8 protein-coding genes are annotated in these 11,312 nt (G+C 72.3%); 7 read left to right on the top strand and 1 reads right to left on the bottom strand.

Translation table 11 applies throughout. From position 1 onward, the window contains the following. Positions 1 to 13: 13 nt before the first annotated feature. The 4 genes from trpS (at position 14) to WME76_RS13560 (ending at position 6,239) form a co-directional block, all read left to right on the top strand. On the top strand, positions 14 to 1,090 hold the full coding sequence (gene trpS / locus WME76_RS13575) for a tryptophan--tRNA ligase (RefSeq protein ID WP_437960550.1): 1,077 nt from the start codon (positions 14 to 16) through the stop codon (positions 1,088 to 1,090). A gap of 771 nt (positions 1,091 to 1,861) precedes the next feature. Beyond that, positions 1,862 to 5,035 (top strand): DEAD/DEAH box helicase, encoded by a 3,174-nt coding sequence (locus tag WME76_RS13570; RefSeq protein WP_437960549.1) that lies wholly within the window; start codon positions 1,862 to 1,864, stop codon positions 5,033 to 5,035. Then, positions 5,032 to 5,970: an SWIM zinc finger family protein gene (locus WME76_RS13565; RefSeq protein WP_437960548.1), complete on the top strand. Its 939-nt coding sequence runs from the start codon at positions 5,032 to 5,034 to the stop codon at positions 5,968 to 5,970. The genes WME76_RS13570 and WME76_RS13565 overlap by 4 nt, the downstream gene beginning before the upstream one ends. 137 nt (positions 5,971 to 6,107) lie before the next feature. Continuing rightward, positions 6,108 to 6,239 (top strand): hypothetical protein, encoded by a 132-nt coding sequence (locus WME76_RS13560; protein WP_437960547.1) that lies wholly within the window; start codon positions 6,108 to 6,110, stop codon positions 6,237 to 6,239. A 135-nt stretch (positions 6,240 to 6,374) separates the two neighbouring features. Here WME76_RS13560 and WME76_RS13555 read toward each other — a convergent pair whose 3' ends face one another. Then, positions 6,375 to 7,676 carry a hypothetical protein gene (locus tag WME76_RS13555; protein ID WP_437960546.1) on the bottom strand — a complete coding sequence of 434 codons (1,302 nt, stop codon included), beginning with the start codon at positions 7,674 to 7,676 and terminating at the stop codon, positions 6,375 to 6,377. Positions 7,677 to 8,571: 895 nt separating this feature from the next. Here WME76_RS13555 and WME76_RS13550 point away from each other — a divergent pair. The 3 genes from WME76_RS13550 to WME76_RS13540 all read left to right on the top strand — a co-directional run bounded on the left by WME76_RS13550 (position 8,572) and on the right by WME76_RS13540 (position 11,031). Further along, positions 8,572 to 9,471 carry an MbnP family protein gene (locus WME76_RS13550; RefSeq protein ID WP_437960545.1) on the top strand — a complete coding sequence of 300 codons (900 nt, stop codon included), beginning with the start codon at positions 8,572 to 8,574 and terminating at the stop codon, positions 9,469 to 9,471. A gap of 92 nt (positions 9,472 to 9,563) precedes the next feature. Then, positions 9,564 to 10,514 carry a cytochrome-c peroxidase gene (locus WME76_RS13545; RefSeq protein WP_437960544.1) on the top strand — a complete coding sequence of 317 codons (951 nt, stop codon included), beginning with the start codon at positions 9,564 to 9,566 and terminating at the stop codon, positions 10,512 to 10,514. Between the two features lie 130 nt (positions 10,515 to 10,644). After that, on the top strand, positions 10,645 to 11,031 hold the full coding sequence (locus WME76_RS13540) for a hypothetical protein (protein WP_437960543.1): 387 nt from the start codon (positions 10,645 to 10,647) through the stop codon (positions 11,029 to 11,031). Positions 11,032 to 11,312: the final 281 nt, after the last annotated feature.

The following is an 11,312-nucleotide window of genomic DNA, read 5'->3' as shown; positions in this document are numbered from 1 at the left end:
CAGGAGACCCAGCATGGACGAGAACTACTCAGGAACTTACGAGGCCGCGCTCGAGCGGAGCGCCAAGCTCGAGGCCGATCTCATCGCGAATCCCGGGAAGTACCGGGTCATGACCGGCGACCGGCCCACCGGGCGGCTCCATCTCGGGCACCTCTTCGGCTCCCTCCAGAACCGCGTGCGCCTTCACCGGCTCGGGGTCCACACCTTCATCCTGATCGCGGATTACCAGGTGCTCACCGACCGCGACACCTTCGAGAACATCTCCGAGAGCATCAAGCAGCTGACGATCGACTACCTCGCCGCGGGCATCGACCCGGAGGACGGCAAGACCTTCATCTTCCCGCACAGCCACGTTCCCGAGCTGAACCAGCTCCTCCTCCCGTTCCTCACTCTCGTCACGAACGCCGAGCTCGACCGCAACCCGACCGTCAAGGAAGAGATCCAGGCCGCTGGCCTCAGCCGCGTCAATGCCGGCATGTACACCTATCCGGTGCACCAGGCCGCGGACATCCTGTTCTGCAAGGGCAACGTCGTGCCGGTCGGGAAGGACCAGCTGCCGCACCTCGAGCTCATCCGCACGATCGCGCGCCGCTTCAACGAGCGCTTCGCCTCGAAGAAGGCCGTGTTCCCCGAGCCGCAGCCGCTCCTGAGCAAGGCGCCGGTCGTCCTCGGGCTCGACGGCTCGCAGAAGATGAGCAAGAGCCGGAACAACGCCATCATGCTGAGCGCCACCGCCGACGAGACGGCTGGCCTGATCAAGAAGGCGAAGACCGACTCCGAGCGCGTGATCACCTGGGACCCCCAGAACCGCCCCGAGGTCGCGAACCTCCTCACGCTGCTCTCGCTCTCCACGGGGAGGGACCAGCGCGAGATCGCCGACTCGATCGGCGACGGCGGCGCGGGGAAGCTCAAGGCCCTGCTCGCGGAGAGCCTGAACGACTACCTCGCCCCGCACCGCGCGAAGCGCGCCGAGCTCGAGGCGAACCCCGACTACATCCGGAGCGTGCTGCGCAAGGGCATCGAAGAGGCACGCAAGTTCGCGAGCGCGACCCTCGACGAGGTGCGCGACGTGATGAACATGAGGTTCTGACCGCGTGTCACGGGCGTGACAGGCTCCCTGTCGGTCTGCCGCGGCGCGCAGCGCCGCCGGCGGCAGCGGCTTGTGGGTCGGGAGACAGAGAAAGAGAGAGTGCACAGGGAGGCGGGGAGGCGGGGAGGCGAGAAGAAGAGAGAGAGAGTACATCGACCGACCCGAAGCAGCTGGCGCTGAGGCTGCTGGTCCGAACGACTGATCCCGGCTCTCGCCTCCCCGCCTCCCCGCCTCCCCGCCTCCCTGTGAATCTCTCCCTCTCCATCCTCCTCTCCGCCCAACCACCTCTCCGCCCAACGACGCGCTCGACCCCACGCTCCCGCCCATCGTGGCCGACGAGACCTTCGAGACGCGCGGCCTCTCCGTGTGGCTCCTGTTTCCGAAGCACCTCTCCCGGCTCCAGAGCGACATCCGCGCGGCGTGAGCCGATTCAGGTCGGCGCGTGACGCCGAGGGCGTCGCTCCGGCACGAGCGACCGGACCGAACCGCGCTGGTCACGCGAGTACAGCGACGGATCGCGGATCGAGCAACAACCCACGCACCACCCATTCCCTTGAACGATGTCGGTTTCTACGATCCTGGCGCCGGGTCGGGTGGGCATCAGGGTTTCCAAAATAAACAGGCAAATCGAGACATCATCTCGCAAAGAGTCACAGGGCCGCTGGGACGATGTCTGCGGGTGCGCTCCTGCCCGGTCCATTGTTTTTTCGACCTCGCGACGTGCGAAGTCCCTTTTCCTCCGCGTCGGTTGTGCAATGAATTGACGCGCCGATGCCGCTCGTCTTCCTGCCCGACGATGTCCGGTTGTTCTTCTGGGGCGACACCGATGCTGACCGGCTCGCGGCCCGGTCGCTCGGCGCGACCACCCCGGCGGAGGCGATCGTGGTGTCCGAGGCGGGCCGGGTCGAGCGGACGGCGGGCGAGGCCGCCCCGCTGCTCGACGGTGTCGCCGCGCTCGCCAGCATGGCCCAGGAAGACCTCGGGCGAGCGCCGCCGTCCGTCGCGGCGTGGAGCCTGGCGAGCAAGCTGGCGCTCGACCTCGTGGTGCGCGAGCGGGTCGTGCCCCGCGTCACGCCCGGCGACGGAGGCGCCGCGGAAGCGCGCTGGGCGGTGTCGCTCGCCGCCCCGGAGGACGCCGCGCGCGTCGCCGCGCTCGCCCGCGCCATGCCCGTCGCCGCGCACGCGGTGGCCGCGCACGCCGAGCCGGCCGCCGCCAGGGACGGGCGCCCGCGGGCGGCCGCCGCCCCGGAGGTCTGGTCCGCCGAGGCCCTGCTGCGCGCCTTCCTGGACGCCGTGGCCGACGCGCTCGCGCGCGGCAGCGCGACGAACCCCCCGAAGACCCCGCCGCGGCCGACGCGCGACCCCTGGGAGCACCGGCTGGTCCTCGCCCTGACCGGTGAGCGGCGCGCCTTCGCCACGGCGGGGCTCGCCGAGCGGGCGCTCGTGGCCGACCTCGACGCCTGGGTCCGGCCGGCGCTCGGCGTCTGCGACGCGCTGCGCGCCTGCTTCCGGCTGGAGCTGCCGGAGGGCGACCGGGGCTTCGCGCTCGGCTTCCTGCTGCAGGCGACCGACGATCCGAGCCTGCTCGTGCCCGCCGCCGACGTGTGGAAGGCCAGGGGGCGCACGCTGAAGGCGCTCGGGCGCGCGTTCTCCGACCCGCAGGAGGCGCTCCTCGGCGCGCTCGGCGCCGCGGCGCGGCTGTTCCCGCCGATCGCGCGGGCGCTCGGCGAGGCGAAGCCGGAGCGCGTGGCCCTCGATCCCGCCGAGGCGTGGGCGTTCCTCGCGCAGGCCGCCCCGGCGCTGGGCGAGGCCGGGTTCGGCGTGATCGTGCCGGGCGAGCTCCTGGCCTCGGGGCAGCGCCGCCTGCGCCTCCGCATGCGCGTCGGCGCGACGGGCCGCACCGCCGGCGTCGTCGCGGGCAGCGCCGGGCTCGGCCTCGACGAGGCGCTCGACTTCCGGTGGGAAGCAGCGCTCGGCGACGAGGCGCTCTCGGCGCGGGAGCTCGCCGCGCTCGCGCGGCAGAAGTCGCCGCTCGTCCGGCACCGCGGGCAGTGGATCGTCGTTGTCCCCGAAGAGCTCGCCGAGATCCAGCGGCGCCTCGAGGCAGGCGGCGGGCGCCTCCCGACGCGCCAGGCGCTGGAGGTCGCGCTCGCGGGCGAGGCCGAGATCGCCGGCGTGGCGGTGTCCGTGGTCGCCGAGGGGCCGCTCGCGCGGGCGATCGAGCAACTGCGCGCCGGCGCGGAGCGCGCTGCCGCGCCGCCGGAGGGGTTTGCGGGGACGCTGCGCCCGTACCAGGCGCGCGGCGTCGCCTGGCTCCAGACGATGGCGGGCCTCGGCCTTGGCGCCTGCCTGGCGGACGACATGGGGCTCGGTAAGACCGTGCAACTCCTCGCTTTTCTGGTCGGCCGGCGGGCGGCCGCGCCCGGGGACGCGCGCCCGACGCTGCTCGTCGCGCCGACGTCGGTGGTGGGCAACTGGGAGCGCGAGGCGGCGCGCTTCGCCCCTGCCCTGCCCCTCGTGCGGCACCATGGCGAGGGGCGCGCCCGCTCCGCCGACGAGCTCGCGGCGCGCGCGGGCGGCGCGAACGGCGACGGCGCGGCGAACGGCGACGGCGCGGCGAACGACAACGGCGCGACGAACGACGACGGCGGCGCAGGCGGCCCGAACGGCGCTCGCGCCGCGCACGGCGCGCTCGTCATCACCACGTACGGCCTCCTGCGCCGGGACGCCGCGATGCTCGCCAGGGTGGACTGGGCGGCGGTCGTGCTGGACGAGGCGCAGAACATCAAGAACGCCGCGTCGCGCACCGCCGCCGCCGCGCGCGCGCTCCGCGCACCGCACCGCTTCGCGCTCACCGGCACGCCCGTCGAGAACCGCCTCGCCGAGCTCTGGTCGATCCTCGAGTTCGCGAACCCCGGCCTGCTCGGCCCGCTCGAGGCGTTCCGGCGCGCCTACGCGGTGCCCATCGAGCGGTACGGCAACCGGGAGGTGGCGGAGCGGCTCCGGCGCGTCGTCGGGCCGTTCTTGCTGCGCCGCGTGAAGAGCGACCCGGCCGTGGCCGGGGACCTCCCGCCGAAGAGCGAGGCCAGGGTCTACTGCACGCTCACGCGCGAGCAGGTGACGCTCTACCAGGCGGCGCTCGACGAGGCGATGCGCCGCATCGAGGAGGCCGAGGGCATGGCCCGGCGCGGGCTCGTGCTCGCGCTCCTGACGATGCTGAAGCAGATCTGCAACCACCCCGCGCAGTGCCTCGGGGAGGCGGGGCCGCTCGCGGGCCGGTCCGGCAAGCTCGCGCGCCTCACGGAGATGCTCGAAGAGGCGCTCGCGGCCGGCGATCGCGCGCTGGTCTTCACGCAGTACCGCGAGATGGGCGACCGGCTGGTCCGGCACCTCGCGCCGGCGCTCGACGCCGAGGTCCTCTTCCTCCACGGCGGCACGCCGCGGCCCGCGCGCGACGAGATGGTGCGGCGATTCCAGGAGGATCCGCGCGGTCCGCGCATCTTCGTCCTCTCGGTCAAGGCCGGCGGCGCGGGGCTCAACCTGACGGCGGCGAGCCACGTGTTCCACTTCGATCGCTGGTGGAACCCCGCGGTCGAGGACCAGGCGACCGATCGCGCGCACCGGATCGGGCAGCGGCGCGCGGTGCAGGTCCACAAGCTCGTGTGCGCCGGCACCGTGGAGGAGAAGGTCGACCGGATGCTGGAGCAGAAGCGCGATCTCGCGGCGCAGGTGGTGGGCCAGGGCGAGGCGTGGATCACCGAGCTCGACAACGTCGCGCTGCGCGAGCTGTTCGCGCTGTCGCGGGACGCCGTGGCGATCGCGGGCGAGCTGGACGATCGCGACGAGCCGGAGGGCGACCCAGGTGACGAGCGCGAACCGGCAGCGCGGCGCGCGGGGAGCCGGCGGCAGGGCGCGCGGCGCGCGCGGGGGGAGGCGCGGACATGAGCTCGCCGGCGCGCTGGGCGCCGTTCCGCCGCGAGGCCGGGCCGAAGCCGCCGCCGCCGGCGCGGGGCATCCGGATGAAGAGGGCCGGCACGACCTGGTGGGGCAAGCGCTGGGTCGAGGCGCTGGAGCGGATGGCGCCGGACGAGGTAGGCCGCCTCGCGCGCGGGCGCACGTACGCGCGCGCCGGGCGGACGCACGACCTCACGGTGAAGCCGGGCCTCGTTGTCGCGCGCGTGACCGGCTCGCAGCCGAAGCCGTACAAGGTGATCCTCACCCTCGCGCGGCTCGACGACGCCATGTGGGCGAAGGCGATCGCCGCCATGGCGAAGCGGGCGAAGTTCGCGGCGGAGCTCCTCGCGGGCCGGATGCCGGAGGACATCGACGAGGCGTTCCGGAGCGCCGGGACGAGCCTGTTCCCGGCGAAGCCCGAGGACCTCACCACGGCGTGCTCGTGCCCCGACTGGGTGAACCCCTGCAAGCACGTCGCGGCGACCCACTACGTGCTCGGCGAGGCGCTCGACAAGGACCCGTTCCTGCTGTTCGAGCTCCGCGGGCGCACGCGCGAGCAGGTGATCGAGGCGCTCCGCGCCGCGCGGAGCGGCACGGCGCCCGGCAAGCCCGGCAGACGAGCGGGCGCTGGCAGGGCCGCCCCCTGCGACAAGGAAGCGCCGCCGATCGCGACCGTGACGCTCGGCAAGATGGCGGCGAGCGACTTCGACGCCTGGCGCGAGCCGCCGCCGGCGCTCGATGTGGCGCTGGCGCCGCCCGCGGCCCACGCGGCGCTGCTGGCGCAGCTCGGCGAGCCGCCTGGCTGGCGCGAGGAGCGATCCCCCGCGGAGCTGCTCGGCCCGCTGATCCGGGCGGCCTCCGAGCGGGCGCGCGAGATCGCCCTCGCCGAGGGCGCCGGCGCCCCGCCGCGCCCAGGCCGCGGCTAGTCGAGAGCGCGCGGTCTTGTCCGGGCGGGCGGCGCGGCGGATAGCCGCCCCTGACGCCGCCTGCCCGGCGGCCCCCGTCGAACCGTGCAGCCGCCCCAGCCGAGCCCCGAACGCGAGCGCGTCCTCGCGTTGCTCCGGTGTCACGGCTGGAACGCGACCTCGCTCCAGACCCTGGCGTGGCGATCGCCGCGCCCGCGGTGGCGGCGATCCTGCTCTGGAGCGCCCGGACGCACGCGCCCGGCGGGCTCGCGCGGGCGGGCAAGCCGTGAGGAGCAGCCGAGTCCTCCGGCGACCTGCGGCAACGACGGCCGGCCCGAGAGCGACGGCTGGTCTGACCACGCCGAGGCGCCGTTCGGGTGGGAGCAGCGCTCGCGACCGCCCCCCACGGAGCCCGGCCTCTACCTCTAGTAGAAGTCCGGGTGCACGCAGACGTCGACCGCGCTGTCATCGAAGCCGAAGTGGTGGCCGACGTTCGCCTTGCACTTCAGGAAACCGCGACACGTCCCGTGATTGCTGGAGTCGCAATCGCCGTCGCCGAGAGCGCACGGCTCGTCCACCGTGCATCGCCCCTGTGTCGAATACCGGTACTCGTTGAACTCCCTGGTCCCCGGCATCCGCGGCAGGTCGCACACGTTGGTCGTGTCGCTCTCTCCGATGGCGTACCCGACGTCGGGACGACACACCAGACCCTCCTTGCACTCGCTGTGCTTGTTGCAGTTCCCCTCGTAGATCTGGCATCCGCCGACCGAGGCGCAGAACCCGCTCGCGCTGCTCGACTGGCGAGCGCCGGGCTCGACGCAGACGTCGAAGACGTCGGGCAAGCCCACGAGGGCGCCGTTGTTGTTGCCACAGACGAGACCGGCCTTGCAATCCAAGTCCGTGTCGCAGTCGCCCTCGCCGACGCCGCACTTGCAGTCCGGGGAGCAGAAGCCGTCATCGATGTCGCTGGTGTCGAACGGCCCGCACTTGAGCGCGTCCATGACCCATGCCGCGAAGCTGTAGCTGTGGGTGGCGCCGGCACTCGTGTCAACCCCCTCGAGCGTCCACTCGCCGCTCGGATGCTCGCTCTGCCAGACGGGGCCGCCTTCATCGGCGGCGTAATAGTCTGGCACCACTTCGTTCACCATCATGTGAGACTTCCACTGGGAGTCCGCCTTGCCGGTCGCCGTGTCGTCAAACGAGAACCCCCACACCCTGTCATCTATCGCGCTCTCCTGGATCACGCTCCTCTCGCTCCTGAAGAACGAGAAGGTCATCGGAGGGGCGTTCAGGTCCACGGTGCTCGCGAGATGAGCGAGCACGATGTCAACCTTACCGTAGCTGTCGACCAGCCCAAGGTCCCATTCGGCGAGCGGGTGGTAGTAGACCTTGTCCACGTTGGCGACGGCGCCGGTCGTGGAGACCACCGAGTAGGTCGAGCCCAGGTCGCTGGTGCAGTACTCGCTCGTCAGGACCCAGTTCGAGTCGCCGCCCTCCAGCAGTTGGTCCGGGAGGAACACGGCGGAACACCAGTTGTCGCCATTCATTCTCCAGAGGCCGACGCGGCCTGATAAGCTCCCGGCGATGCCGTTGTGCAGCGCGGACTGGGAGGTCTGCAGCTCCTCGGCGCCCGCGGCGTCGGAGCTCTCGGTCTCCGGTGTCTCTGAGACGCAGCCAGCAAGCGCTACCGCGAGCATCGCGAACCTCAACCGAACGATCTTCTTCATGTCTCTCTCCTCGCTGCCATCTCTCGATGGCGGGCATCGGAAGATGGCCCCATGCCTTCTCCTCTGCATGGGGCCGTGTTGGCGCGCTTTCGAAGTCGCGGTTGCGGCATGGGCTGCCGTTCGTTGGCGCTTCCGGGCTCCCCCGGCCATCCAGCAACGCGCATGCCGGGCAAGGCTCCGCGGATGTCTCGCCCGGCCCATGACGGCTCGGGAGAGAACGCCGGAGCGCCACCGCGGCGAATCGCGCGGAGAGGAGAGGCGTCCCGACGACTGAGCTCTTCCGCGAGGGCAGCGAGAGCGCGCCGCGCGCAGGTCACCGCAGCACGCTGGCACCCTGGCACGCTGGCACTCTGGCACTCTGGCACGGACGCCACCGGGGGGCGCGCGCGCCTCGTTGGAACGGACCGGTGCTCCAGCACGTCCCGGTGCGCCAGCATCTCGCCGCTGGCCACGCGCGCCGGCGCGTACCGCATGAGCAGGAGGTGCGTCTTCACCGCCTCCTCGCCGAGCGCCGCCCGCTGCGATCCTCACCTTCGCGCGGCTCGACGACGCCACGTGGACGAAGGCGATCGCCTCCATGGCGAAGCGGGCGAAGTTCGCGGCGGAGCGCCTCGCGGGCCGGATGCGGAGGACATCGCCCGCTGATGCGGGCGGCCTCCGAGCGGGCGCGGGAGATCGCGATGGCCGAGGGGCCCCCGCTGCACCGGGCGTCGCCGTGCGCCGGCAGCGCGCCCCCCGCGTCTCGCCCAGCAAAATCCCAGCGGAGCGTCATCTGTTCCCGCGCGGTGCGTCAACGCGTACAATCGATCTCACGATGAAATATCCTGAGTTGTTCCGATTCATCGGGTGGCTATTGGGCGCGGCAGCCGCTTGCGGCGCGTGCTCGTCTCAGCAGATGGCGTCCGGGACCGGCGGGGCCGGCGGCAGCCAGCCCGACGGATCCGGTGGGGCGGGCGGCACGGGTGGAGCGGCCGCCCAGCCCGACGCCGCCGGCGCGGGCGGCCAGGCCGAGGCCACCTGGCCGACCGGTTGCGCAGAGCGGCCGGCGTCCATCAGGACCCAGGGCACCATCGTCGAGCTCGCGTTCGAGCTTGTCCTCGGCGACGAGCCGTTCGTGTTCGGCGAGCCGAACGTCGCGCCGGACGGCAGCACCGTCACGCCGCTCAACGTTCGCTTCTACGTCTCGCACGCGGCGCTGATCGGGGCGGACGGAGATCTCGTGTTCGTCGATATCGTCGGCCCGGACGGCGCCCCCACTCCTTACGGGGTCCACTTCTACAACGCCGAGGACCCCGGCTCAGCCACGCTCCGGCTGCGCGCTCCGGCTGGCAGCTATGAAGGCGTCAGCTTCGTCTGGGGCCTGCACCAGGCCTGCAACATCTCCCGGCCCGAAACGAGCGTCGCGCCTCTGTCGGAAGCCTCCCAGATGACGTGGCCGCACACTGGCTACCTTTTCCTGCGCTACGAGGGCAGCGTGGCTCCGCCGGCCGGGGGTGGTCCCGTCGATCCGGACGGAGGGACGGACAGCGTTCCGCGGGCGATCCACATGGGAGGCAACCTGGTCATGGATCTCGCCCCCACCGTCGAGGTACGAGGCGCCCTGTCCGTGCCCGCGAGCGGCGCGACGGCCAAGGTCGTCCGGGTCGTCATGGACGAAGTCTTCGAGGGCGCCACGGCGGACGTCGACTTGACCGGGTTCGTGTCGCCGCCCGGGCCCGTGGGAGACGAGCTCCTCGCGGGTGAGCGCCTGCGGCGCGGCATCCCCGACCTGACGGTGTTCGCCTTCGGCCCGTGATGCCGCGCTTCAACCGTGGAGGGGCCATCGGCCTGGCGGCGCTGCTCCTTGCGGGCGGATGTGGCGACGACGGGGCGGCGGCCCCTGCACCTTTGCCGCCGCTCGTCACGGACGCCATCCCCGCCGGGTTTCCGGCGCGCAGCGCGGCGGCCAGAGCGCCGGCCGAAAGCGCGCTCACCGAGGCGAGGGCCCAGCTCGGCAAGAGGCTCTTCTTCGACAAGCGCCTCTCTCGCACCGGTGAGATGGCGTGTGCGAGCTGCCACCGCCCGGAGCACGCCTTCGCCGATCCGGACCCCGTCTCCCGGGGGGTCGACGGCCGCCTGGGGCAGCGGAACGCGCCCGCGCTGGTGAACCTGGCCTGGGGCGAGAGCTTCTTCTGGGATGGCCGCGCGGCCACCCTGGAAGAGCAGGCCGGCAAGCCCATCGAGCACCCCGACGAGATGGATCTACCGCTCGCCGAGGCCGTCGCTCGCGTCGCCGGCGATGACGTCTATGTGAAGGCGTTCGCGGATGCCTATGGCGGGCCTCCGGGCGAGGCGTCCTTGCGCCAGGCCATCGCCAGCTTCGTCCGTTCGATCGTCAGCGCCGACAGCCCTTACGACCGGCACCAGCGCGGGGATGACACGAGCTTCGGAGACGCCGAGCGCCGCGGCGAGGCGCTGTTCCTGACCGAGCGGGCTGGGTGCTTCCATTGCCACCCGTCCGGAATGCTCACTAACGAAGGCTTCTTCAACAACGGCACCTACCTCGACGGCGGTGACGTCGGCCGGCAAAAGATCACCGGACGGACGGGAGACCTTGGCAAATTCAAGGTGCCCGGCTTGCGGAACATTGCGGCGAGCGCCCCCTATATGCACGACGGATCGCTGGCGACGCTGGAGGAGGTGGTCGACCATTACGATCGCGGCGGGCTGGGCCATTTCTCCACCGATCCGCAGATCGATGAGCTGGGGCTCTCTCCGGACGAGAAGGCCGATCTGGTGGCGTTCCTGCGGTCGCTGACCGATCCCGCCTTCCTCGACGATCCGCGGTACCGCCCCTGAGCGGCAAGCCAGGGGCATGGCGCGATATACCCGGATGCCCTCTGTGCCGCTGGTGGCGAACCTGCCGAAGCCGTGCGGTGATGGTCGAAGGTGGCGCGCCTGCACCTCCAGTGGGATGCAGCCGCGGACCGTGGAACCAGCTCTCGTCGCCGGCAAGGCCGCAGCCTGCGAAAAGGACGCGCCGCCGATCGTGACCGTGACGCTCGCCAGGAGGGCGGCGAGCGACTTCGACGCCTGGCGCGAGCCGCCGCCGGCGCTCGACGTGGCGCTCGAGCCGCCCGCGGCCCACGCCGCGCTCCTGACGCAGCTCGGCGAGCCACCGGGCTGGAACGAGGAGCGCTCGCCGGCGGAGCTCCTCGGCCCGCTGATCCGGGCGGCCTCCGAGCGGGCGCGGGAGATCGCGATGGCCGAGGGCGCCCCGCCGCGGCGGACGTCACCGAGCGACGGGAGCGCGCCGGGGTCGTCGGCCACCTCGGCGCGTCGCGCCCGCGGCGTCCGTCATCGGCGCCTTGCCTGACCGGCTCGACCTCCTCGGACCTGGGCGCGGCGGGGACATGGCAAACTTTGCCATCGCACCATGGCAAGAATTGCCAGCGAGGCAAACGTTGCCAGCAGGCGTCGCTGCGGCGACCTCGGCGACCTCGACGTGGGTCGCGTCGGGATCCGGCAACCAGGCCATCCCTCCCGTGGGATCGCGCGCTCGGCATACCGGATGCTTCCGGCGGGGATCCAGGCCGCGCGAGGCTCCCCCTCGCCGCTGGCCCGGCTATCGGATCTGGCTATCGCATCTGAGAGACC

It is taken from the genome of Sorangium sp. So ce119 (assembly GCF_051524405.1).
In the GTDB taxonomy this organism is placed as follows: Bacteria; Myxococcota_A; Polyangia; order Polyangiales; family Polyangiaceae; genus Sorangium; species Sorangium cellulosum_G.
The sequence above is the reverse complement of the archived record's forward strand: the minus strand, read 5'-3'. Positions and strand labels throughout refer to the sequence as shown.

Coding starts and splice junctions, on each gene's coding strand:
- trpS (WP_437960550.1), top strand. CDS start 14: ATGGACGAGAACTACTCAGGAACTTACGAGGCCGCGCTCGAGCGGAGC.
- WME76_RS13570 (WP_437960549.1), top strand. CDS start 1,862: ATGCCGCTCGTCTTCCTGCCCGACGATGTCCGGTTGTTCTTCTGGGGC.
- WME76_RS13565 (WP_437960548.1), top strand. CDS start 5,032: ATGAGCTCGCCGGCGCGCTGGGCGCCGTTCCGCCGCGAGGCCGGGCCG.
- WME76_RS13555 (WP_437960546.1), bottom strand. CDS start 7,676: ATGAAGAAGATCGTTCGGTTGAGGTTCGCGATGCTCGCGGTAGCGCTT.
- WME76_RS13550 (WP_437960545.1), top strand. CDS start 8,572: ATGGCGTCCGGGACCGGCGGGGCCGGCGGCAGCCAGCCCGACGGATCC.